Source organism: Ferruginibacter sp. HRS2-29 (assembly GCF_024343615.1).
Classification (GTDB): Bacteria; Bacteroidota; Bacteroidia; order Chitinophagales; family Chitinophagaceae; genus Ferruginibacter.
Genome location: NZ_RJUB01000127.1, coordinates 1 through 24,388, shown reverse-complemented (window position 1 = coordinate 24,388; position 24,388 = coordinate 1). Strand labels below are relative to the sequence as shown.

General features: G+C 44.8%; 16 protein-coding genes. 4 read left to right on the top strand and 12 right to left on the bottom strand.

The window, feature by feature from the left end:
* Positions 1 to 5: 5 nt before the first annotated feature.
* The 3 genes from EGI32_RS13770 (at position 6) to EGI32_RS13760 (ending at position 7,421) form a co-directional block, all read left to right on the top strand.
* Entirely contained in the window at positions 6 to 653 is a 648-nt protein-coding gene (locus EGI32_RS13770; RefSeq protein WP_255155943.1) for a response regulator transcription factor, read from the top strand.
* A 76-nt stretch (positions 654 to 729) separates the two neighbouring features.
* Entirely contained in the window at positions 730 to 1,944 is a 1,215-nt protein-coding gene (locus EGI32_RS13765; protein ID WP_255155942.1) for a M48 family metalloprotease, read from the top strand.
* A gap of 14 nt (positions 1,945 to 1,958) precedes the next feature.
* Complete coding sequence (locus EGI32_RS13760) at positions 1,959 to 7,421, top strand: AAA domain-containing protein (protein WP_255155941.1); 5,463 nt, start codon at positions 1,959 to 1,961, stop codon at positions 7,419 to 7,421.
* A 13-nt stretch (positions 7,422 to 7,434) separates the two neighbouring features.
* Here the strand turns inward: EGI32_RS13760 and EGI32_RS13755 are convergent, their stop codons facing one another.
* The 8 genes from EGI32_RS13755 to paaD all read right to left on the bottom strand — a co-directional run bounded on the left by EGI32_RS13755 (position 7,435) and on the right by paaD (position 15,779).
* Complete coding sequence (locus EGI32_RS13755; RefSeq protein WP_255155940.1) at positions 7,435 to 8,589, bottom strand: hypothetical protein; 1,155 nt, start codon at positions 8,587 to 8,589, stop codon at positions 7,435 to 7,437.
* Entirely contained in the window at positions 8,586 to 9,563 is a 978-nt protein-coding gene (locus EGI32_RS13750) for a DUF2157 domain-containing protein (RefSeq protein WP_255155939.1), read from the bottom strand. Before EGI32_RS13750 ends, EGI32_RS13755 begins: the two co-directional genes overlap by 4 nt.
* 281 nt (positions 9,564 to 9,844) lie before the next feature.
* Positions 9,845 to 12,466: a DUF6717 family protein gene (locus tag EGI32_RS13745; RefSeq protein WP_255155938.1), complete on the bottom strand. Its 2,622-nt coding sequence runs from the start codon at positions 12,464 to 12,466 to the stop codon at positions 9,845 to 9,847.
* Complete coding sequence (locus tag EGI32_RS13740) at positions 12,450 to 13,058, bottom strand: transferase hexapeptide repeat family protein (RefSeq protein ID WP_255155937.1); 609 nt, start codon at positions 13,056 to 13,058, stop codon at positions 12,450 to 12,452. The genes EGI32_RS13745 and EGI32_RS13740 overlap by 17 nt, the downstream gene beginning before the upstream one ends.
* A 109-nt stretch (positions 13,059 to 13,167) precedes the next feature.
* Entirely contained in the window at positions 13,168 to 13,596 is a 429-nt protein-coding gene (gene paaI, locus EGI32_RS13735; RefSeq protein WP_255155936.1) for a hydroxyphenylacetyl-CoA thioesterase PaaI, read from the bottom strand.
* 93 nt (positions 13,597 to 13,689) lie between these two features.
* Entirely contained in the window at positions 13,690 to 14,466 is a 777-nt protein-coding gene (locus EGI32_RS13730; RefSeq protein ID WP_255155935.1) for an enoyl-CoA hydratase-related protein, read from the bottom strand.
* 13 nt (positions 14,467 to 14,479) lie between these two features.
* Positions 14,480 to 15,121: an MgtC/SapB family protein gene (locus EGI32_RS13725; protein ID WP_255155934.1), complete on the bottom strand. Its 642-nt coding sequence runs from the start codon at positions 15,119 to 15,121 to the stop codon at positions 14,480 to 14,482.
* 139 nt (positions 15,122 to 15,260) lie between these two features.
* Positions 15,261 to 15,779, bottom strand: a complete 519-nt coding sequence (paaD, locus tag EGI32_RS13720; RefSeq protein WP_255155933.1) for a 1,2-phenylacetyl-CoA epoxidase subunit PaaD — start codon at positions 15,777 to 15,779, stop codon at positions 15,261 to 15,263.
* 74 nt (positions 15,780 to 15,853) lie between these two features.
* Between paaD and EGI32_RS13715 the strand changes: the two genes are divergently transcribed.
* Positions 15,854 to 18,421 carry a phosphoenolpyruvate carboxylase gene (locus tag EGI32_RS13715; protein WP_255155932.1) on the top strand — a complete coding sequence of 856 codons (2,568 nt, stop codon included), beginning with the start codon at positions 15,854 to 15,856 and terminating at the stop codon, positions 18,419 to 18,421.
* Between the two features lie 204 nt (positions 18,422 to 18,625).
* Here EGI32_RS13715 and EGI32_RS13710 read toward each other — a convergent pair whose 3' ends face one another.
* The 4 genes from EGI32_RS13710 to EGI32_RS13695 all read right to left on the bottom strand — a co-directional run.
* Complete coding sequence (locus tag EGI32_RS13710) at positions 18,626 to 19,747, bottom strand: outer membrane beta-barrel protein (protein ID WP_255155931.1); 1,122 nt, start codon at positions 19,745 to 19,747, stop codon at positions 18,626 to 18,628.
* Positions 19,748 to 19,942: 195 nt separating this feature from the next.
* Positions 19,943 to 21,337 (bottom strand): ammonium transporter, encoded by a 1,395-nt coding sequence (locus tag EGI32_RS13705; protein WP_255155930.1) that lies wholly within the window; start codon positions 21,335 to 21,337, stop codon positions 19,943 to 19,945.
* Positions 21,338 to 21,537: 200 nt separating this feature from the next.
* A complete protein-coding gene (locus EGI32_RS13700; RefSeq protein WP_255155929.1) occupies positions 21,538 to 23,046 on the bottom strand; it encodes a glutamate synthase subunit beta in 1,509 nt (502 codons plus the stop codon).
* 142 nt (positions 23,047 to 23,188) lie between these two features.
* The coding region (locus EGI32_RS13695; protein ID WP_255155928.1) for a glutamate synthase-related protein at positions 23,189 to 24,388 on the bottom strand (1,200 nt) is incomplete at its 5' end.

Sequence of the window (24,388 nt, the reverse complement as noted above, 5' to 3'; positions counted from 1 at the left end):
TTATCATGGCAAAAATCGCTTTAGTAGATGACCACGTATTGCTTCGCAATGGCCTCGCCGGCCTCATCCGGGACCTTGGGCATACCGTACTTTTTGAAGCCGATCATGGCCGCGAATTGGTACAGAAATTAGACCCCCTCGCACTCCCGGATATCATCCTTCTCGATATCAACATGCCCGAAATGGACGGTTACGAAACCGCCCGATGGATGAAACAGCATCACCCCGATGTCAAGATACTCGCGTTGAGTATGTATGATAACGAAAAAGCCATCATCAATATGCTGCGAAGCGGCGCCAAAGGTTATATACTCAAAGACAGCGATCCGGCGCAATTGAACTCAGCCCTGCACGACCTGCTGCAAAAAGGGTTTTACTATTCCGATCTCGTCAGCGGTAAACTCATACATGCCATCAACGGCCTGGAAGAAAAAGGGTCATCCGAAAACTATGCAAACATCAACGACCGCGAAACCGAATTCCTGAAATACGCCTGCACCGAACTTACTTACAAGGAAATAGCGGAAAAAATGTACCTCAGTCCACGCACTATCGACGGCTACCGCGACTCACTGTTTGAAAAGCTGAATATAAAAACCCGGGTAGGCCTTGCCATGTATGCCATCAAAACCGGGCTGGTAGAAATTAACTGAAATTTCTGCCTGCTTATGCCTGCCACAGGTGATCTTGTAAAAGACTTTCGGTAGATTTACTGTTCACAATCTTTCTATGCTTTTACAACCTTTGCCGTACCACCTCAAAGTGCGGGATCATTTTAAGCAGCAAACAAAAACCTGGGAGTTTTTTGCTGCCGTCAATAACAAAGACGGCCACCTGGCAGAATACAAATCGGGGCTGTTGAAAAATACCTACAAATTTGATCCCTCCATTGATCTTATCATTTATAATGCAGTAGATAAAGCAAGATCCGGACTCGGACTGCAGGGTTTATCAGTCACAGTTTACCAGACGGGGTATACAGATGAACTCAATGCCGGCATCGTTTATCACAATAACGAAGCACACATCGTTTTCAGCGGTCCGCTTACAACGTTGCTGGACGAAAAGGAACTGACAGCTGTGATAGCACACGAACTCACACACGTAAAATTATACAGTATGCTGGATGGCGACCTTGAAATCGCCGACCGCATCATTTCCGCCATCGCCAATAATCCGCAAAGCGAACCGGCACATTATGAAACAGCACGTTTGTATAAATTATATACAGAAATTTTCTGCGACCGCGGGGCCTATTCCGTCATCGGCGAAACAGCCCCTGCCATCAGCGGGCTGGTAAAGGCAACCACCGGCCTCGCCAAAGTAAGCGCCGAAAGTTATCTCCGCCAGGCGGAAGAGATTTTTGCCGAAGGCAGTCATGAAAAAACTTCTACCGTTTCGCACCCCGAAAATTATATCCGGGCGAGAGCACTGCAGCTCTGGCACAACAAGAAAGAAGCTGCAGAAGACGAGATCGTAAAAATGATCGAAGGAATCGCCGACATCGACCAGCTCGATATTTTCAGGCAACAGGAACTGGCAAACCTTACCAGGGAATTCCTTCAATTATTCCTCAAACCAAAATGGATGCAAGGCATTTTGCAGGTCAGCCACGCGAAGAATTTTTTCACTGATTTTTCCTTATCGGAAAATAGTTTACTCACCCGGGATCTTACAGAAAAAATAGCAAAAGCCCACAACAGCATCCGGGATTATTTAGGTTATTTGTTACTTGACTTTGCACTTGCCGACAGCTCCATTGAAGAAGCTGCTTTTGGCTGGGCTTTTCAGTTTTCGGAAGATGTTGCATTAAAAAATGTATTTGAGGCCATTGTCAAAAAGGAATTAAATCACAGCGATAAAAAATTGCTACAACACCGCAGCAGGTCACTCACGGCATTTTACGAAGTGAATGAAAAAGAAAGCGAACAGATTTACGAATAAGCTGAATTAATGATATGGATACGAAACCCCAGGCATTCCGTGATTTTTTGAAAAACTGTTTCGACATCGGCAATTATTCTGCCGATGACGTGATCGCTTTTGTACTGCCGGTATTTGAAGAAGTACTCAGTTTTCATGAAGCGGGGCTGGTGGCGCCATTTGAAACGCCTGGATCATTATTTATCACCAACAACCAACTGGATATCGAGGAGAAACTTGCTCATGCTCCGCAAAATGCCCTGGCAAAAATCTCGGCTGTTTCGGAGAAGACAGATACAGAAAGTTTTACCATTTCGGGCAGCATAAAATTAAATGTTGATCTGGATACCGGCCAGCAGGAACATGAAGACCTGGCTATCCAAACGGATACAGGCAAGCCGATCGATCAACCGGTTTATGTTGCAGGCTACAATTGCTACGAGATAATTGCAGGCCACCATGATGCGCTTACAGATATTTTTTGCCTCGGCCTGATACTTGGCAGCATGTCGTTCGGGCTTGATCTGTACGATCCGGAAGAATTGAAATTATTTGTACGCTACCGCTCAAACCCTGCAGCCTACAACGATCGGGTACATCCCGCCCTCAGCAAGCTGATCACCGAAATGACAGAACTGAAAAGGGAGCGACGGATCTCCGATCTGTATGATATCATCACCAGGCTGCGCAATTACCGCAATCATATCCCCGACAAACAGGCGGAACTGGAAAATCTTCCCGGTTGGGTAAACAAAGAATTGACCGGCAAGAGTCAATACATTTTGAATAAACTCCGCAACAGGCTGTTTGATACCAGTCGCCGCAACAGGCTCCTGTACTACAAACCCAACATGCGCTTCGTAAACCTGACAGTGAGCAGTGTGCCGATCGTTCTACATTACCAGAGCATTCGCCCCGAAACATTATTTACCTGGAACAACGAGATAGCGTCCAAAGTAACCGGGATGAAAGATATCCTGTTGAATAAATATTTACGTTTTGAAGATCATCTGTATTTATCTGCTTCCCTGGATAAGATAAGAGTGGAAGCGCAGCGGGATGTGCAGGAATATGGTTTCAGCCAGTTGAAAATGGTAGCCTCTTTTTTGAACTGGCACAATTTGAAGGAAGATAAAAACGAACGCATTCAAAGCCCGTTGCTGTTATTTCCTGTAACACTCAAAAAAAATAAAAAGCTGAAAGAAGATCATTACGTGGTAACGGTAATGGATAACGTAGCGGAAGTAAACCCCGTGCTGGCAAATTATCTTTCGGAATTGTATGGGATCAGGCTGCCCGATTTTGTTGACCTGGATGAGATGAGCATGAACCAGTTCTATGAAACCATCAGGCAGCAGATAGAAAGTGCCGGGCAAGGGATCAGGCTCAATTACATCAACAAGCCAATGATACGGCTGGTGCACAGTGTTGCGAAACAGGCAGTCAGTAATTATAAAAAACGATTGAACAGATCGGGCGGACAATTTGATAGTTACCGAAACATCCATTATAGCTATCAACCGAATCATTACAAACCGTTAGGCCTCGAAATATTCCGTCAGCGGGTAGAGCCGCGTTCCTCCTTGCCAGAGTTCCTGGTGAATGAAAACATGGATATTTCTTCGCATCGGCTTACGGGTACCGAGGGCACAAAAGAACGACAGTTGTTTGAATTGACGGGTAGCGAAGAAAACCCGTACAGCTGGGATTTCGATGTATGCAACATGGTACTGGGAAATTTCAATTACAAAAAAATGAGCCTGGTACGCGATTACAATTATGTCATCGACCACAAAGTGGAGCATGCAGTTTTTGAAAAGTTATTCAGTGCGCTGCCCAAACAGCAAAGCGAATCTGTGTTCAACCTTAATGATCCTGCGGATTGGTATCATGTGATTGCAGCCGATCCTACACAAACAAAAGCCATCCTGCAAGGCCGTACCGGTGAAAGTTATATCATCCAGGGACCGCCGGGCACGGGCAAAAGCCAGACCATCACCAACCTTGTGGCAGATTTTACAGCAAGGGGCAAAAGCGTGCTTTTTGTCTGCGAAAAAAGAGCAGCGCTGGATGTGGTATATCATCGCCTGAAGCAGCAGCAACTGGATGAGTTGTGTTGTTATATCCACGACAGCCGGCAGGATAAAAGGGCGTTTATCAAAAACCTGAAAGATACTTACAGCGATTTCATCAGGAATACGATAAGCCTGAATGAGATCTCCCTGAAGCGGAATATACAACTTCAGCATTTGCAGGAGCAGATCAGTTTGCTGGAACAATTTCATTCCGCCAATAAAAATATTGCCACGGAAGCGGGTCTGCCGGTCATTACGCTTATCGGGCGTCTGGTAGAGATCAAAAAAAACATTCTCCCGTTGTCTTCCGTAGAGCGGGAAAGGATTCCGCAATACCAGGAGTGGTTACGTTTCGGGCACATCATAAAAGAATTAAGCGCCGCTCTCGAAGAAACAGGTGCTGAGCCTGCGTTTGCAGATCACCCTTTCAGCAAACTTAATGATAAGTTGTTTGTAGCAGAACGTCCTTATGAATTGTTAGAAACCCTCACGAAAGACATTCATATTTCACTGGAAAAACTTTCGGCTTTCCTTTCCGAAAAAAATATTGCTTCTAACCATGCGGAAAAAATAGGGCAGGTAAAAAATCTTATCCAGGATGCGGTGTTGCTGCAGCCCCTGGCCGAAACGGACAATCTTTCGTTAGTTGACAGTAAAAGTGAAAAAGGCCGGCAGTTCAATAACGAGTTAAGGTCGCTGGCGCAACTAGAGAAAAATTTAGAGCAGGCAAAAAATACCAACATCAACTGGCGGCAAAAATTCAGTGAACAGGATGCCGATGCCGCTCTTGCGATAGCGGTGGAAAAAGAACATTCGTTTTTTCGTTTCTTCAGTTCCAGCTGGCGCAAATTAAAAAGACAGCTGGATGAATGTTACGCTTTCAATCAACACCAGGTTAAACCGGCCTACAGCAAAATATTGAAACAATTGCGGGAAGAATTTTCTCTTTCTGATTCCGTCGCATCGGAAAAGCTACGCTTGCAACAGGTTTACAAAACAGATAATATCGACCTCACATACGTGAGCGTGGAAATGTTGCGGAGCAAGCAAGGAGATGAGGAGATCGATTACCTGCTTCAGCGGGAAGACGCCAATTCATTGGTAGTGCAGCTCAGCCGGTTCAACAATAATTTATATGAACTTGAAAAGAAGCTGCAACAATTTTTCAATTCATATACAGAAAAAACAGTGGTGCAATTATCAGATGAACTGGAAAGCATTTCTGCCAGCGTTGAAGGATTGAAGGAATTGCTGCCCGCGTTGCGTTTGTTTGCCACATTACCAACGGCATTGAAAGAAATGTTGTCCACGATCGCCCTGTCTCCCGCGGAAGCCGAAGCTACGATGGCAGATAAATCTTTACAGACATTTTTTGCAGGCAATAAGAATTTCGCTAATGCGGACATGGCGCTCCTGGAAAAAACGGTGTCTGAACTTGGAACCGGTTATAAAAAATTACTGAAGCTGAATGCCGCGTTGATACGGGCAAAACAACGAAAGAAATTTTTAGATAATGTGGAACTCAGTAATATGGCCATCAGCCAGCTGGATGCTGAACAGCGCCAGTTCAAAAAGAATTACAACGAAGGGAGAAAAATATTGGAGAATGAATTTTCCAAAAGCATGCGTTACAAAAGTATCCGTGAACTGACCGCAAAAGAAAGCGGCCTTGTGTTAAAAGACCTTAAGCCCATCTGGCTGATGAGCCCGTTGAGCGTAAGTGATAGTCTCCCGGTAGACACTTCGTTTTTTGACATCATCATTTTTGATGAAGCCAGCCAGATCACATTGGAAGAAGGAATTCCGGCTTTGTATCGTGCACCCCAAACAGTGATTGTGGGCGATGACAAACAGATGCCCCCTTCCAATTTCTTTACCGCTAAAGGCGATGATCCTGATGATGTGGACAACAATGATGAGAATGATGAAATATTGAGCAGTGACACCGATAGCTTGCTGGTACAGGGTTCTAAGAAACTGGATAGCGTGATGCTCGGCTGGCATTATCGCAGCCGCTACGAAACGCTGATCAGTTACAGCAACCACGCGTTTTACGATGGCGGCCTGTTGACCATACCGGATAAAAAGATACACGATACACCAAAGCCGCTTATTGAATCCTTTTCTGCGCAAGATGCGGCACAAAATACCGATGCCATATTCGACAGGAGCATGAGTTTTCATTTTCATCCGGCAGGCATTTATGAAAAACGCAGCAACCTGGATGAAGCAAATTACATTGCAGAAATGATCCGTGAAATGCTGAAGCGGGATACCAGGGAAAGCATTGGCATTGTAGCTTTCAGCCAGGAGCAGCAACATACGATTGAAGATGCGTTGACAAGGCTGGCCAACGAGGACAAACATTTTGAACAACAATTGGAAGAAAATTACAACCGTACCGAAGAGGGACAATACATCGGGTTGTTTGTAAAAAACCTCGAAAATGTGCAGGGAGACGAACGCGATATCATCATTATAAGTGTATGTTATGGCTTTGATGCTAAGAAGAAAATGATCATGAACTTCGGGCCTATCAATAAAAAAGGGGGTGAGAAAAGGCTGAATGTTATTTTCAGTCGTGCAAAGAAACACATGGCCGTGGTAAGCAGCATCAAACATTTCAATATCACGAATGAATACAATGAAGGAGCCAGTTATTTCAAGCGCTTTCTTCAATATGCCGAACTGGTAAGCAATGGAAACATGCAAATGGCAAGGGTTGTACTGGACGGGTTGATGTTGAAAAAAGAAAACACAAGACCGGCAACTCCATTGCCTGCTACCTTAAATTCTATCAGTGAGCAATTAGTAAAAAACGGGTATCATGTTACAGCCAATGTAGGTCAATCAGGGTTTAAATGTTCGCTTGCGGTAAAACTGGATCCTGCGGATGACAATTACACTTTAAGCATTTTGCTCGATGATGAACAGTTTTATTCCGCCGACAATATTGTAGAACAGTATTATCAGCGCCCGGAAATACTGAAGAGTTTTGGCTGGAAGATGATCTTCATCAGCAGTAAAGACTGGCTGCTACAGCCGCAAGTAGTGATGAGCCAGATTGTAAAAAAACTGACCGAAAAGATCATTGAAGAAACAGAACAGGAAGAGGCGAATGTCAGTTTGCCGGGAAACAATCCTGTTTCGACTGTGGAGGATGGAGGAAAACTTTTTATCCAGGAAGGGGCTGGCATCTCATCGGGATTGTATAACGATCTGCACTTCCGGAGGCTTACTTACACAGATGAAGCAAGCAACAAATTCTGGGAAGTTGCCACAGATGGGCATAAACTCATCATCCGTTATGGGAAGACGGGCACAAAAGGGCAGGTACAGGTAAAAACCTTCGCCGATTTTGCAGCAGCAGATAAAGAAAAAGAAAGGCTCATAAAAGAAAAAACAAACAAAGGGTATAGGTAGCCGTTGGTAACCTTTAAAACCCGCCGCTGGCGCCGCCGCCGCCAAAACTTCCTCCACCGAATCCTGTGTCCGGTTTGGGTGAATGCCCGAATGTTTCAGTTACCACCAGTGCTTCGAGATTTAATTTATCCATGATGAATTTACCCTTGATCTCTTCAGAAGTAAAGCCCATTTTAGGTTTTGAGAGCCAACGGGTAATGAGGTAGGCAATCAGCACCAGCAATATTCCACCGAATAACATGACTATCTCTACCGGCCATATCGCATGATAATATCGTACGGTGAATACGATTGCCGCTACCAGCAAAAGGCCAATCCTTAACAACACAGGATCTTTTGTTTTTACACCCCAGCCAATATATAAAAGTGGTACAAGAAAAGTCAAAATCCAAAATAGCCATCCGTACAGGATGGTTTGTCCTGGCTGAAGATCAAGTTCAAACATGGCATTACTTGCTTCCCTCACGATAAAATAATTTCCGGCGGCATAAAATAAAAGAAGGGAAATAATCTTCACCATCATATTACAAAGAGTGTAATGTTTGAAGATGATGTTTTTTTCATTTCGCTTCGCGACAAAATAAATCATTCCTGCAAGGATCATCATAACAAAAGGCGTGGTCTCCTTCGCAAGATTTCCGAACTGTGTGTAATTATGAAAAAATAACGAAGCAAAAGCGATGACCGCCAGACCGGCCATCAGAATGTCGGCAAACCTTACTGCAAAATAAAGAGCTAATATCAATACTACAAATGCCATACTATTGAAGTTGAAATCAGTGGCTATCGCAATACCAAAAAGAATGCACCCGCCGGCTATCCACATCAGCGCATCGTCTACCCCTGACCGGTAGTGATTTTTTTGTCTAACAAAGAACTCCAGCATGGCATAAGCCCCGCCGCCGAAAAATATGAGTAGCCCACTAAGTATGGATTCGACGGCACTCATAAGTATCAGGCAGATCAGTCCGAAAGAAAACCCAGCAATTATAAAAGTCAGGATAAACAAGCCTACCCTGATAAAATAATTTGGCGAGTAAAATCCAACGGGAAACAGGGGGCAAGCCTGTTTTTTTTCTTCGGCACTGATCAGGTACATTTCATAAGCCTCATCAATATCGTCGTTTGCAGCCTGATTATCCAACCATTCTTTATTGTATGCGATCATGATGCCTTAATTTTTTTGTTCATTTTAACCAGGAATATGATCAATGCGATTGCGGAAAATATAAAATAAAAACAAGCGAGATAAACCCCGCCAATATCAGAACTCATTTCAAACAACCCACGAATGATGGTATAAGTAAGGCCTGTATAAAAATACAAAGTCAATATCAGCAGAAAATAAAATGATCTGTCACGCAATGCTTTTTTGTAAAAGAAAAAGCAGATTCCTGTCAGAACCAGCAGGTATGCGGCATAAACCTGGTCGTACATGAACATTGCGCCCAGTGTACAAATAAATAAAAGGTTTGCCCCAAAGTTGCTGTAAGTAAATTCGAAGTGTGCTTTTATTTTTCTTTTTGTAGAAACAAGCCCGGCAACGACCAATAATATCCCTAACAAAGCCCCGGTCAACAAAATAGTTTCGCTGTTAAAATCATTGTCCTGCAAAATCGTAGATGGCGTAACCGCAAATCCAGCCCAGGCGGCCAATGCAGTGATGGCCATGCTCAATACTCCCAGGTGATCAAAATAATATGCTGCCGCAAAAAGCAACACCATCGGGATGAAAGCAGCAAGTCCATACTTCGTGCCGAATACATTGTATTGGAATTGGAGGTAGCCGATAAAAGTGACCATGGTAAGGCATCCCAGCAATACTATATAATCAAAAAATGAATTGGGAGAAATGGCTTTGTTGTTAGTATAAGCGGGTTTCTTTTTGTGCGCATACACAAAACTGCTCATGCAAACCGCGGCAATAAAAGCCAGGATAACCTGGTGGCCGATGGTATCGATGTTTTTGTACACCAATATACCAAGTCCGCCACTCAGCAATAAGATCCCGAGATATAGGATGGTGCGCAATTCCCAGTAAAGCGAAAACAGCCTGTTGTTATCCGCCACTTTGATCTTTTGAAACGAGGCATCGGATAACTGCCCGCCTGAATGCAGTTTTTCGAATAAGGGTATATTCATTGTACAAATTACGTGAAATAAGGTGGCAGAAGTAAATAGAATCTATATCCGGCGGGAATTATTCATTTAGCGGTTAGGTGAATGGTGAATAGTGAATAGTGAATAGTCAATAGTGAATAGTCAAATCGTCCAAGTCTTTAATATTTTTTTAAATTTCTTCTCCGGGAATAGAGAAAAACAGAGCGCAGTTCAAATGAACTGCGCTCTGTTTTTCTGATATTAAAAACTTTGAAATAACAATTAACGTTCAAAGATTTGACTATTCGCTATTCACCATTCACTTAATAGCTTACACCCATATTATACAACACAAAGCTCCAGATATCGGTAGCTTCATCAATCGTCTTTGATGTTGGCTTACCGGCACCATGGCCGGCTTTGCTTTCGATCCGGATCAACGCCGGGTTATCGCAACCTTGCGCTTCCTGTAATGCAGCGGCGAATTTGAAGGAATGCGCCGGCACCACCCTGTCGTCGTGATCTGCTGTAGTGATAAGGGTTGCGGGGTAACAAGTGCCTTTTTTCAGATTATGCAATGGCGAATATTTCAGCAGGTAATCAAACTGATCTTTCTTGTCGCTGCTGCCATACTCTACCGCCCAGCCCCAGCCTACAGTGAATTTATGGTAACGCAACATATCGAGCACACCTACCTGCGGCAATGCCACTTTGAAAAGTTCCGGACGTTGCGCCATACAAGCACCGATCAGCAATCCTCCGTTGCTGCCTCCACGGATAGCAAGTTTTTCCGAACTGGTATATTTTTCTTTGATCAACCAGTCCGCACCCGCGATAAAATCGTCAAATACATTTTGTTTCTTATCCAACATACCTGCCTTGTGCCAACTCTCGCCATACTCGCCACCACCACGCAGATTGGCCACACAATACACACCACCAGCTTCAAGAAACGGCATGGCGGCAACCGAAAACGATGGCGTGATATTCACATTGAAACCGCCATATGCATACAACAGGGTCGGATTATTGCCATCCAGTTTCAATCCTTTTTTATGTGTGATGAACATAGGCACTTTTGTTCCGTCTTTGCTGGTATAAAAAACCTGTTTGGTTTCGTACGCAGCCGGATCGAATTTCACTTCAGATTTTTTGAATAATTCCGACTTCCCCGTTTTTATATCATATTTAAAAATGGTTGTAGGATAAGTAAATGAAGTAAAGCTGTAGAAGAAAAACGTATCTTCTTTTTTGCAGCCAAACCCACTGGCAGTGCCTACTCCCGGCAAGATGATGTTATGCTCCAGCTTTCCGTCCATGGTATATTGGCTCACCAAAGTAGTAGCATCTTTGAGGTAGCTGGTAAATATCCTGCCGCCACCGGTACCAACTCCTTCCAAGGGTTGTGGCTGTTCAGGCACGATTGTTTTCCAGTTCGATTCAGCCGGATTTTTCGGATCGAGCAATACGATCTTGAAATTAGGCGCGCCACTATTGGTTTGCAACAAGAGTTTATCACCAATATTATCCACCACATTAGCATTGGTGCTGAAGCCGGGAACGATAGTAGTAAATCCTTTCGCATTTTTGTCCCGCAGATCTTTTACTTTTATTTCGCTGCCGTCGGTTCCTTCCGCTATGCCCAATACCAGGAAACGCTCATCTTCGGTAAGGCCGCCACCAACATACCGCAACGGGTGTTCTTTATCTTCATAGATCAGTTGATCGGCCGATTGCTGCGTACCGATCTTGTGATAAAATATTTTTTGGTATTCTGTTTTTGCACTGAATTTCGTTTTTTCATCTTTCGGTTTATCATAACCGCTGTAGTAAAAACCATCTTCACCTGCCCAACTCATACCGGTGAATTTTACATATTCGAGTTTTTCACTCAATAATTTTTTGCTGGCAAAATCCATGATATTAATTTCCTGCCAATCGCTACCGGAAGCTGAAACCGCATAAGCGAAATATTTTTGCTTTTTCGAAAAGGCAGTCGCCTGCAAGGCTACTGTACCATCGGCAGATAATTTATTAGGATCGATCAATACTTCAGGGGTTCCGTTGAGGCCTTTCTGTACGTACAATACAGCCTGGTTCTGCAAGCCATCATTTTTGTAAAAAGTGAACCATTCGCCTTCTTTTTGGGGTGCGCCGTACTTCGGATAATTCCAGAGTTCCGTCATGCGCTGATGGATCTTGGCCCTGAACGGGATCTTGCTGAAATAATCGCCGGTTACCTTGTTCTGCTCCTTTACCCAGGCTTCGGTATTTTTTGCCGTATCGTTTTCCAGCCAGCGATACGGGTCTGCTATTTTTGTTCCGAAGTAATCGTCCGTCTGATCCACCTTAGCCGTGGTGGGATAACTGATCTTTTGTGCTGTCATAACTGTTGGTATGGACGATAGTGCCATCAATGCGGTGAAAAATTTTTTCATGATGCAGGTATTGATTGAGTGTGTCAAAGATAATATGAAAAGCGGTGCTCGTTGCTGGTTATCATAGCGAAGAAGTTTGCGAACATGAAATATAACAGCTTTCAAGTATCTAGTATCTAGCATCCCGCCCGAACGGCGTTCAGCCGGGCGGGCAGCATCGACCTTTTTAAACCATATCTTCTGCGGCAAATAGCCGAATACAAATTCCGTTACTCCGCAAAGCCAGAGTTTATGACCGATCTTTTTGCCGTTGTAATGTTCCAGGAAATAATCGCCGCCGTTGCTCAGTTGTGGGTCGCGTCTATGAATGAGCGTTAGTACGTCTGCATCGACGATCTGGTCGTCAGACATGTCAATCCTGCATTCGGAGGCATCTCCGGCTATTATATCCAGCATGGTATCGGCGCCTTCTACCATCTGAAGCTCGCCCACATCTCCTTTCCATTCCGGCAGGTCGATGTACCACTCTTTGATTTCCGTTTTATAAAATCTAAACGTCTGTCGCATCATCTTTTGTTTCGTTCCAGGTCTTGTATTTTTTATTTTCCATTTTGTAATTTTCCGGCAATTCCCGTAGCGGCTCACACACTTCCCATCCTTGCCGCATGTCGTCCGGAAGTTGCTGGTAAATCCGGGTGCCTTCCGTTTTCCAACCGATCATTTCATCACTCACTTCCTTCACGATCTTTGCCGGATTGCCCACCACCACACTTCTTGCCGGAATAATAGTATCTGCCTTGATAAATGTAAGCGCTCCCACCACACATTCATCTCCCAATACCACATTGTCCATGATCACCGCATTCATACCCACCAGGCAATTACTGCCAATAGTGGCTCCGTGAATGATAGCGCCATGCCCGATATGCGCATTTCGTTTAAGCGTAACCGTTACCCCGGGAAACATATGCACCGTGCAATTCTCCTGCACATTGCAGCCATCTTCGATGATTATCCGGCCCCAGTCTCCACGGATAGCAGCACCAGGGCCGATATAAACATCTCTGCCGATGATAACACTCCCTGTAACCGCCGCCTGTGGATGAATAAATGCGGACTCGTGAATAACAGGGATGAAGTTGTTGAATTTATAGATCATAAATAAACGCTGATTAAAAAGGATTGATCGATTTCGCAGGTTTTTGCTGCGCAAACTTTCGCGAGGCGAAAAAATCAGCGCAATTTCTTCATCATTATAAAATCTGCGTTTATTCTTCTTTTATCATCGGCTTCGAAGTACGAAAACAGGTTCCTTTGAAAACCGCGACCACATGGCCTTTCTGGTTGGTGATTGTAATGTGGTACAATCCCGTGGTCTTGCCGTTGTGCAACTCTTTCGATTCAGCGATCAGTTCGTCGCCGACATGCACCGGCTTTAAAAAATTGATGGACGTATCCAGCGCTACAGACAGGTTATTCCTGTTGTTGCAGGCAAATGCAAAACAACTGTCGGCCATCGAAAACGCAATGCCGCCGTGCACGATGCCAAAGCCATTGATCATTTCAGGGCGTACCGCCATTTTTATTCTACTGTAGCCTTCTTTTACTTCCACGACAGAAATGCCCAACCATTGGGAGAAAAGGTCATTTTCCATCATATGGTATACTACGGAAGCGGGTTCGTGCTGATTGGCCATAATTAATAGGTTCAAAAGGTTTAAAACGTTCAAAAGGCTTAAGAGGTTAGCAACATTTTAAACTTTTGAACCTCTTGAACTTCTTGAACTTTGTTATCGTCCTTTAAAAATCGGTTTTCTTTTTTCCAGGAAGGAATTCACCCCTTCGTTGTAATCTTCTGTAGCCGCAGCTTTACGCTGCAATTCATCTTCCTTCAGCAATTGCGTTTCGAAAGAAACATTCATGGAGTTATTCAATGCCTGCTTGGTAAATGCCAGCCCCTGGGTTGGCATAGCTGCAAGTGTGGCTGCTATCGCGAAAGACGCAGTGGTAAATTCTTCATCAGCAAAAACTTTGTAAAGCATGCCGATCTTTTCCGCTTCATCCGCATTTACTTTATCCCCCAGCATCATAAGCGCACTTGCTTTCTGAAAGCCGATCAGGCGTGGTAAAAAATAAGTACCGCCGCTATCCGGTATTAACCCGATCTTACTGAAAGCCTGTATAAAAGACGCTGAAGCCGTTGATACCACTACATCACAACACAAGGCAATATTTGCGCCGGCTCCCGCTGCCACGCCATTTATCGCCGCGATCACCGGTTTTTCCAGCAAACGTATCCTGCTCACAATCGGGTTATAGTGTTCCGAAAGTATCTTATCGATGCCGATGGCATTTTCTCCCGTAAGTTCCGCCAGGTCTTGCCCGGCACAAAATGCTTTACCATTTCCTGTCAGGTATACCGCACGGATATTTTCATCCGAGGCGCACTCGTCCAGTTTCTGTTGCAGCAGCAACGCCATTTCACGATTGAAGGAATTGAATTTTTCCGGCCGGTTGAGTGTGATGACCGCGACATTGTTTTTTACTTCAAATAAAACTGAAGACATATTTTGTTAAATTTTATACTTCAAAACTTTTCACTTCTTTATGCTTGATGAGGAAATCGTTCACCAGATCATAGCTCCTGTCAGGCGATCCGATCCGATAGAGGTATACTACGTCATTATTGTCTTTCAGAGCTTTCATGAGGTTAAAGGCAAGGTCGTGTTTTTCAAAAAAACTTTCCACCTCCGTTTTGAAATTATTCCCCAGACCGACCGTACGTATCTTGTAATCCTTTACTTTATGAAAACGGTTGATGAAACGCTGCACCGGTTCCAGCACGAAGAGAACAATTACCACAATGCCGGATACCACTATAGCAATGGGATAATTGTGATAGCCGATCGCCATACCAAGCGCTGCGGTGATCCAGATCAGCGCAGCTGTAGTGAGCCCGTTTACCGTGATCCCTTCCTTAAAGATCACCCCGGCGCCAATGAACCCGATACCTGTCACAATATTACTGGCTATACGGTCAGAGCTATCGGTGCCGGCCTCCCTTGAAATGATAGTGTACAGGCATGATCCTACACAGATCAATATCATCGTACGAAAACCGGCGGGTTTACTGCGAAACTCCCTTTCAAGACCGATGATGGAGCCAATGATAAAAGCGAATAACACCTGGGCTGCTTCCTCAAAATAAATAGTAAAATCCATAGTGAATGGTCAATAGTGAAACCTTCGCGGCTTCACTAAATTTGCAAGCTTTATAATCTTTGATACGTCAAACCTAAACTATCTGTCGCAAAATCCCTAACCTTCTTTCCCTAAACACTACTCTCTAAACCCTAAACCCTTAGTGGCATTTAAAATAATCGAATGGTTCTTTGCAATCATCACATTGATACAATGCTTTACAGGCGGTACTTCCAAAGCGGCTGACAAGATGGGTATGGTAGGAATTGCATTGCGGGCACTGGATCGTTTCATCGGCGCCAAACGATTCGCTGCTGCAAACCTGCTGCTGTACATTAGGGGGAGCTATACCGTAGGCTTTCAGCTTTTGTCTGCCACTTTCCGTCATCCAGTCGGTTGTCCAGGCAGGAGAAAGGACAGAAATCACTTTTACATTTTTATAGCCGTTGGCAAAAAGCAGGAATTTTATGTCCATACTGATGGCATCCATCGCCGGACAGCCTGTATAAGTAGGCGTGATGGTCACTTCCACCAATTCCCTGTCAACACTCACTTCTCTCACAATACCCAGGTCGAGTATCGAAAGAACGGGCACTTCGGGATCTGCTACAGTTTCAAGCAGTTTCCACACCTTCTCCGCTTCCGCTGAAATGTTTTTATATGATTGTGCTATTGCCATTGTAATTGTGCAAATTTCGGGTTATTTTTATGGATAGACTGCTGCGCCGTAATTATTTATTAATTTGTTAGGATATGTATCAACAAGACCCAAAGGCTTTGCAGCAATTCAATAACCAGGTTGCCATCAAGTTTCAGCTATTCAATGGCTTATTTACGGCATTGCCGTTTCATCGTATTGAAAATACGGGCATTCTGCTTTCCCTGCTTTTATCCGAATGTGAAGAAGGTTTCCAGAAAAAATCCAGTCCCGAAAACATCATCGACAGTTTTTTTGCGAAGCAGATATCTGCCAAAAGCGACCAGGAAAAGATCGACATGCTCTTCCGTTTCACGCAATATGCCGAGCGGCAGGTAGTGCTTTTTGATGCATTGGAAGATGCGGCTTTTACTTCAGTGAATGATGTAACGGGAGCGGGTACACTAAAACACCTGATGGCGGAAGTGGCTACATCCGGCCGCGATGAAGAGTTTCAGCGCAAGCTGGAAGATTTTTGCGTGCAGCTTGTACTCACAGCACATCCCACACAATTTTACACGGGGTCGGTGCTCGGCATCATACACGACACTACAAAAGCCGTGGAAGAAAATAATGTTTTTAATATCAATACTTATTTACAACAGCTGGGCAAAACCCCTTTCCTGAAAAAACAAAAACCCACACCATACGACGAAGCCGTAAGCCTGATGTGGTTCCTGGAAAATGTGTTTTACAATGCGGCAGGAGATATCGTTTCGCAGATAACGGCCAAATACCCGAAGATACTGGCACAAAAAAATCCTGTTATCAAGATGGGCTTCTGGCCGGGCGGCGACAGGGATGGCAATCCTTTTGTAACTGCCGCCACCACTTTACGGGTGGCCGATGCATTACGCAGCCTCATCATAAAATGTTATTACAATGATGTAAGGGCCATGCGGCGCAGGCTTACCTTCAGGGGTGTTGAACCGCTTGTGGTGGCCTTGGAAAAAAAATTATACGACAGCATTTTCGTTCCCGAAAACCGTACGGCATTGAGCCAGGAAATCATCATGCAGAAACTGCAGGAGATGAAAGAGATCATCGTGAACGAACACAACAGCCTGTTTGTGTACCTGGTGAACGACCTGATCAATAAAGTACATGTATTCGGATTGCATTTTGCTACGCTGGATATCCGACAGGAAAGCGGGGTGCATTCGGATGTGCTGAACACCATTGCTGAAAAAGAAACCATACTTCCTAAAAACTATGTATCGCTGCCCGATGCCGAAAAAATGAAAGTGCTGGCAGGCATACGTTCTTCCACGGCCAACTATATTTACGAAGGCATTGTGAAAGATACATTGCAAACGATTTCCGCAGTAAAGCGGGTGCAGAATTATAATGGCGAACAAGGCTGCAACCGGTATATCATCAGTCAATGCAAAACGGCGCTCAATGTGCTGGAAGTGTACGGGCTCTTTTTATTGAGTGGCTGGAAGGTGGGCGAAATGCCGATCGATATTGTGCCGCTGTTTGAAACCGTAGAAGACCTTCGTAATGCCGCCGATGTGATGAAGGCATTGTATGAAAATACGACCTACACAAAACATCTTTCCCGCAGGGGCAACAAACAAACGATCATGCTGGGCTTTTCGGATGGCACCAAAGACGGCGGGTACCTGATGGCCAACTGGAGCATTTATAAAGCGAAAGAGGAACTGAGCGCCATTTCGAAAGAATATGATATCGACGTTGTTTTCTTTGATGGCCGTGGCGGGCCACCGGCAAGAGGCGGAGGCAAAACGCATCGTTTTTATTCCAGCATGGGAAAAAATATAGCCAGCAAGGAAATTCAGGTAACTGTGCAGGGGCAAACCATCAGTTCCAGTTTTGGTACAGTAGCATCGGCGAAGTTCAACATCGAACAATTGCTGAATGCCGGTGTATCCAATGCACTTTTTTCCACTTTGCAAACAACACTACCGGAAGAAGATGAGGCGCTTTTATTACAGCTTTCAGAAGATAGTTTTCAGAAATATATCACACTGAAAGAACATCCGAATTTTATGCAATACCTGAACGATATCAGCCCGCTTCAGTATTACAGCGAAACGAATATCGGCAGCCGGCCTTCCAAAAGGGGCAACGGCGACCTCACGCTCAAAGACCTACGTGCGATACCATACGTAGGCGCCTGGAGCCAGTTGAAACAAAACGTAACCGGCTTTTATGGCGTGGGCACCGCATTGGAATCGCTCGACCATCAAGGGCGTTTTGACGAAATAAAAAAATTATACAACGATTCGTTGTTTGTAAAAACATTGTTTGATAACTGCGAGATGGCGATGAAAAAATGTTTCTTTCCATTAACCGAACACCTGTCTGCACACCCCATTTATGGCCCTATCTGGACGATGGTGCATGATGAATTTCAGCTTACTAAAAAGTACATTCTCCGCCTTTCGGAACGCAACATACTGATGGAAAACTACACTGTCGACAGGATGTCGGTAGAAATGCGGGAAAGGATCGTGCTGCCGTTGAGCACCATCCAGCAATACGCTATCGGCAAGATCAACCAACTGGGCACCGATGAAACAGAGAAAAAAGAAGTATTTAAAAAGCTGATCATACGGAGTTCCTTCGGGATCATCAATGCGGCGAGGAACTCGGTGTAATCCCGATGCTGGTTGTGGGTTGCTCAATATTTTAGAGAAGCATTATAAATCTAACACAGCAACTTAATAGTATTGTCATTGCGGGGAACGAAGCAATCTCTTCGCTTCTTTCGTTAACTCGAAGAGATTGTTCGTTCCCCGCAATGACTACTTATCAGGCTTTACGGTTCAAATTTGCGCCTTTACGAACCTTTGTATGAAACACTAAAACTTATACACCGCCGCCAGGATAAAACTTCCGGCTGTTTTTTTAGGTGCTCCACTGCTCTTCAGATAAATCTCATCTTTTGCGTTTTCAATCCTGAATTCGGGAATGAGGATGAACCCATCTACTTTAAAATTCGCTGAAAGCGTATTGGCAAACAAGGAAGAGCCTATTCCCTTCACGCCATCTTTATCGCTGAAATATTCGCTGCGCAAAGTAAGACCTAGCCAGGGCAACGGATCCGCATTGAGGTATACAGCCGCGCCATACCATTCGTTGGCATCTATATTTTTCACACCATCCCATGGTTTAACGGTGCTATATGTACCATTTACACCAAAACCAAATTTGCTGTTGATGGTAGCTGTAACCACCGCATCAAACTGGCTGCCTTTTGAAGTATCCGGATTTTTCCCGCCTACATAATTCACGTATAATTTCACGTTATCGCTTGCAGCATAGCTGTATTGTGCGATGAAAAATTTCTTATTGATGAAACCGGAAGGCGGTTTCCTGTAATCGGTTGGATTGGAGACCCCCACCATCACGCCGTGTTTTCCTTTAGTGAGATCTGCTTTTAGCCCGGTGTGCGAAAATGGCCCGTTGGTAAACAGGTAGCTCATGCTGTAATTGCGGTTGGCCTGCGGATCCAGCAGTTCGTAACCAACATGTGTAGCCCAGGTACCGGCGGTAAATTTCAACCAGTCTTTAGCTGTATAAGTAATATATAATTGTTTGACCGCCTGCGTGATGCCATCGTCTGTGTAAGCGAAATCCTTTGCCCGCTGGCCAAAACCGATGTCGAGTACGGCGCCAACTTTTCCGCTGTTGTGTTCAAATTTTACCGATGCCATCCCTAATGCGAATTCGTTGTGAGTACCGGTAAAACTTGTGCGGATATTGCCTGGTTGTTTGTCAAAATCGTAGCGGTAATACGCATCCGCCGAACCACTGATGACCAAAAGCGGCTTTTTTTCTACCGGGGGTGGAACTGCTGATGTGTTGGAACTTCCTGATGTTACCTCATCAGGTTTAACGGTTGGGGTAACGGCGGCTATCTGCGAAAAAGCCATGACACTTGTGAACAGGAGTGCGCCTGTTGCAAAAATTTTTTGTAACATTGTAGTAGATTTAATTATCAAGAAAGAGGTACGGCAGAAAACTTTGTCGAGGAGTTTTCGTTATTGCTGTACCTTTTTTATTTACAGGTATTTTTAATCGCGAAGAACAAGAGAGAGCAGAGTTTACGCAGAGGCGTTTGTTTTAAATAATTATCTCTGCGTAAACCCTGGCCACTCTCGTTCTCTGCGGTGAACTTAACCGGCATCCACTTCGGCTACCAATCCATCTTTTTGGGTAACTACCAAAGTGCCCTGGGAATACTTTTCATCATGCTGGGTAAAGTCGAGGCCCAGTTCTTCTTCCTCCTCCGAAACGCGGATCGGTAAAATGAAATTGATGAATTTGAAGATCAGGAATGATACAGTGAAGCTGTATGCCACTACAATCAGCAGGGCTTTTAATTGAGTAAAAAAGAAACTGGCGTTGCCATAAGCGAGACCATCATTGCCCAGGCTGTTCACAGCTTTTGAAGCAAACACACCTGTAAGCAACATACCTACCATACCGCCGATACCATGACACGGGAACACATCCAGTGTATCATCCAGTGACGATTTTTGCTTGATGGTGATAGCGATATTGGAAACCAATGCCCCCACTACGCCAACGATGATACTCTGAGGAATTGCCACAAAACCTGCAGCCGGTGTAATAGCCACGAGGCCAACTACCGCCCCTATACAAAATCCGAGTACTGATGGTTTTTTACCTTTCAATACATCGAAGAACATCCATGCAAGACCTGCAGAAGCAGCAGCCGTATTGGTAGTACCAAATGCGCTTACCGCGAGCGAATTGGCTGCTACAGCCGAACCGGCATTGAAGCCAAACCAGCCAAACCAAAGCAAACCGGTTCCGATGAGTACATATGGGATATTGGCTGGCGGAATTTCTTTGTGCTCGAGATGGCTTTTCCTGCGTTTAAGCACCAGCGCCCCTGCAAGTGCTGCGCAACCTGCAGTAATATGTACCACCGTTCCGCCGGCGAAATCAAGCGCACCCATTTTTGCCAGGAAACCGTTTGGATGCCAGCTCCAATGCGCTACCGGTGCATATACCAGGAGTGCAAAAAGCACGGTAAATAATATATAGGAGGTAAAACGAATACGCTCTGCTACCGCGCCTACCACCAATCCAGGGGTGATAACGGCAAACATCAGTTGAAATAAGGAGAACAGCGAAAGAGGGATCGTATTGGCTGCGCCCCAGGCCGGACCAGAGTTAACTCCTTTGAAAAAAGCGAAAGTTCCCGGGTTACCGATGAAGCCACCAATGGATTCGCCAAAGCAAAGGCTAAAACCACATACCACCCAAAGGACACCCACCACTCCGGCGGCTACCACGCTCTTGATCATGGTTGAAAGCACATTTTTCCTGTGAACCATGCCGCCATAAAAAAATGCCAGGCCGGGGGTCATCAAAAATACCAGCGCCGTTGATATCAACACCCAGGCAATGTCGGATGTATTATATTGCGGATCTTTTTCGCCGGGCACGTAATCCGCTACCGGTTTTATAAAAGCAGCTATTACCGCTACTGCGATCAAAACAAGGAAGGGGGCAACCTGCTTAAACGTGACTTTTTTCATGCATTCGTAGATTTTGGTATTAGAAAATAAAATATATAAAGCTTAAATGTAAAATACATTATAAAATTGATGTTTTGTTAAACATTATTAACATATTTATAATTATAATATATTAAAAATACTCTTATAAGGTATTAATTAATAATTATTTATAAATTCGCTTTAATTAGTAAGCGAATTTGATAATTTTCAATTAATCGTTAAATACTTGAATAAAATTGAATAGTGCTATCTTTGCTTTCCAGTAGCGAAAACCCCATCAGGGATTCATCTACTTTCCGGGCGCATTCCCTCCCTTCGCTGATGGCCCACACTACCAGCGATTGGCCGCGGCGCATATCGCCCGCCGTAAAAATTTTTGCAATATTGGTCTGGTAGCTTTTTTCAGCTGCTTTTACATTTCCGCGTTCATCCAGGTCAATGTCAAGCTGGGTGAGCAAACCGTCTTTTTGCGGAGCCACAAACCCCATTGCCAGCAATGCCAGTTCGCAGGGGATCTCCCGCTCACTACCCGGTACTTCAGTAAATTTTGCAGGCCCGCCTTCCGGAGGTGTTTTCCACTCAAGGTCTACTACTTTTAAAGCCCGGAGGTTCCCGTTCTCGTCCCCGAGAAATTCTTTGGTAGCGATACTCCAATGACGTTGCACCCCTTCCTCATGTGATGTAGTAGTTTTGAGGATCATCGGGTAACTCGGCCAGGGCATCGTTTCGGTACGGCTTTCCGGCGGTTTGGGTAAAAGCTCGAATTGTGTGACGGTTTTTGCACCATGACGGTTGGAGGTTCCTACACAATCGCTACCGGTATCGCCACCGCCGATCACCACTACATTTTTTTTACCGGCGAAAAGATGATCCGGGTAAATATTACTTTCCAACCCATCATTGGCCAGTGGATCTTTTTGAGCATTTCTTTTGTTCTGTTGTTTGAGGAACTGCATCGCAAAATGCACCCCTTTCAATTGCCTGCCCGGAACCGGCAAATCCCTTGGAATGGTAGAACCTCCGGCCAGTACGATCGCATTATACTCGCGGAGCAGATCGTTGATGCTCACATTTACGCCAACATTTGCACTGCAGCGAAATTGAACGCCTTCCTCAGCCATAATATTTATGCGGCGATCGATCACCCATTTTTCCAGCTTGAAATCGGGAATGCCATAGCGCAACAAACCACCCGGCGCATCGTCCCGTTCAAATACAGTTACCTGGTGGCCAACAGAATTCAATTGGGCCGCCGCCGCAAGGCCTGCAGGACCGCTACCGACTACCGCCACTTTTTTCCCCGTACGTATGTTGGGTTGTTTTGCCTGCACAAAACCTTTTTCAAAAGCTATCTCGATGATATGTTTTTCTATTTCCTCAATGGCCACCGCGGGTTTATTGATACCAAGCACGCAGGCTGACTCGCAAGGCGCCGGACAGATCCTCCCGGTGAATTCAGGGAAATTATTGGTAGAAGAAAGTATGTCGTAGGCTTCTTTCCAATCTTTATTATATACCGCGTCGTTGAATTCGGGGATCACATTGCCAAGAGGGCAACCATTGTGGCAAAACGGAACGCCGCAATCCATGCAACGGGCACTTTGCTCGTTCAATTCGTTATCAGAGTAACGAAGCACATATTCATCATAATTCTTCAGGCGCTCCGCAACCGGAACCCTGGCCGGCAGATGCCTGTTGAATTCTGTAAAGCCTGTTGGTTTGCCCATGGTAATCTTTTTTGCCGGGAAGACGGGAAGAAAAAAACAAAATATTTGTTTGCTACTTCCTGAACTCCGCCAGTTTTAATCGATGAATTCTATTATCATTGTTATAATACCTTGTTTTTCTTCCCGTCTTTACGGCAAAGAACTACTGCTTCGTCACCCCTGTTGCCACTTTCTTTTGCAATACTTTTTTATAATCCTTCGGAAATACTTTTACAAAATGCTGCAACTGGTTGTCAAGATCATCCAGTACAAATTTTGCTACCGTACTTTTCGTATTTAAAAAATGCTGCGTCAGCATTTCCTTCAATTCCTGCAGATCATTTTCCTCTACCGGATCGAGGTCTACCATTTCCTTATTACAATTATCCGGAAGCGTTCCCTTCACATCATATACATAAGCGATGCCGCCACTCATGCCTGCGGCAAAATTTCTTCCGGTTCCACCGAGTATCACTACACGCCCGCCGGTCATATATTCGCAGCCGTGGTCGCCAATACCTTCCACCACTACATTAGCGCCTGAATTACGCACGGCAAACCGTTCGCCCGCTTTTCCACGGATATACGCATTGCCGCTGGTAGCACCATAAAATGCCACGTTACCGATGATACTGTTTTCTTCGGGAACGAATGACGAAGATCCTGGTGGATAAATGATCAGCTTTGCACCGCTCAACCCTTTCCCGAAATAATCATTCGCATCACCTTCCAGTTCATGGGTGATCCCTTGGGTATTGAAGGCTGCAAAACTTTGCCCCGCAGTACCGGTGAATTTGAAATGAATGGTATCTTCCGGCAGACCGGCTGCTTTGTAACGTTTCGTTATTTCATTCGACAATATTGTTCCTATTGTACGATCCGTATTGATCACTTCAAATGAAGCGCTTGTTTTCGTACCATGATCCAATGATGCCTGCGCTGCCTGCAATAACTTCCAGTCCAGCACTTCATGCAAACCATGATCCTGCATTTCCTGGTTGTACAAACCGGTAACATCTGCTGCAGGCTCACGGTAAAGGATAGGCGAAAGATCGAGTTTGCTGAATTTCCAGTGATTGATATTTTCTCTCATTTCCAGATCATTCACCTGGCCCACCATTTCATTCACCGTCCTGTAACCCAGGTGAGCCATGATCTCCCTGAGTTCTTCTACCATGAAACGGAAAAAGTTTACTACATGATCCGGGTTGCCGGTAAATTGTCTCCGCAGATCCTGGTCTTGCGTTGCCACACCAACCGGACAGGTATTCAAATGACACTTGCGCATCATGATGCAACCTTCCACCACTAATGCGGCGGTAGCCACACCCCATTCTTCGGCACCCAGTAAAGCTGCTATCGC

What these genes read in the sequence shown, in the direction of transcription:
- EGI32_RS13730 (WP_255155935.1), bottom strand. Translation starts at nt 14,466, where the DNA reads ATGTCTTCAGTTTTATTTGAAGTAAAAAACAATGTCGCGGTCATCACA.
- EGI32_RS13705 (WP_255155930.1), bottom strand. Translation starts at nt 21,337, where the DNA reads ATGAAAAAAGTCACGTTTAAGCAGGTTGCCCCCTTCCTTGTTTTGATC.
- EGI32_RS13710 (WP_255155931.1), bottom strand. Translation starts at nt 19,747, where the DNA reads ATGTTACAAAAAATTTTTGCAACAGGCGCACTCCTGTTCACAAGTGTC.
- EGI32_RS13740 (WP_255155937.1), bottom strand. Translation starts at nt 13,058, where the DNA reads ATGATCTATAAATTCAACAACTTCATCCCTGTTATTCACGAGTCCGCA.
- paaD (WP_255155933.1), bottom strand. Translation starts at nt 15,779, where the DNA reads ATGGCAATAGCACAATCATATAAAAACATTTCAGCGGAAGCGGAGAAG.
- EGI32_RS13765 (WP_255155942.1), top strand. Translation starts at nt 730, where the DNA reads ATGCTTTTACAACCTTTGCCGTACCACCTCAAAGTGCGGGATCATTTT.
- EGI32_RS13715 (WP_255155932.1), top strand. Translation starts at nt 15,854, where the DNA reads ATGTATCAACAAGACCCAAAGGCTTTGCAGCAATTCAATAACCAGGTT.
- paaI (WP_255155936.1), bottom strand. Translation starts at nt 13,596, where the DNA reads ATGGCCAATCAGCACGAACCCGCTTCCGTAGTATACCATATGATGGAA.
- EGI32_RS13725 (WP_255155934.1), bottom strand. Translation starts at nt 15,121, where the DNA reads ATGGATTTTACTATTTATTTTGAGGAAGCAGCCCAGGTGTTATTCGCT.
- EGI32_RS13760 (WP_255155941.1), top strand. Translation starts at nt 1,959, where the DNA reads ATGGATACGAAACCCCAGGCATTCCGTGATTTTTTGAAAAACTGTTTC.
- EGI32_RS13750 (WP_255155939.1), bottom strand. Translation starts at nt 9,563, where the DNA reads ATGAATATACCCTTATTCGAAAAACTGCATTCAGGCGGGCAGTTATCC.
- EGI32_RS13745 (WP_255155938.1), bottom strand. Translation starts at nt 12,466, where the DNA reads ATGCGACAGACGTTTAGATTTTATAAAACGGAAATCAAAGAGTGGTAC.
- EGI32_RS13770 (WP_255155943.1), top strand. Translation starts at nt 6, where the DNA reads ATGGCAAAAATCGCTTTAGTAGATGACCACGTATTGCTTCGCAATGGC.
- EGI32_RS13700 (WP_255155929.1), bottom strand. Translation starts at nt 23,046, where the DNA reads ATGGGCAAACCAACAGGCTTTACAGAATTCAACAGGCATCTGCCGGCC.
- EGI32_RS13755 (WP_255155940.1), bottom strand. Translation starts at nt 8,589, where the DNA reads ATGATCGCATACAATAAAGAATGGTTGGATAATCAGGCTGCAAACGAC.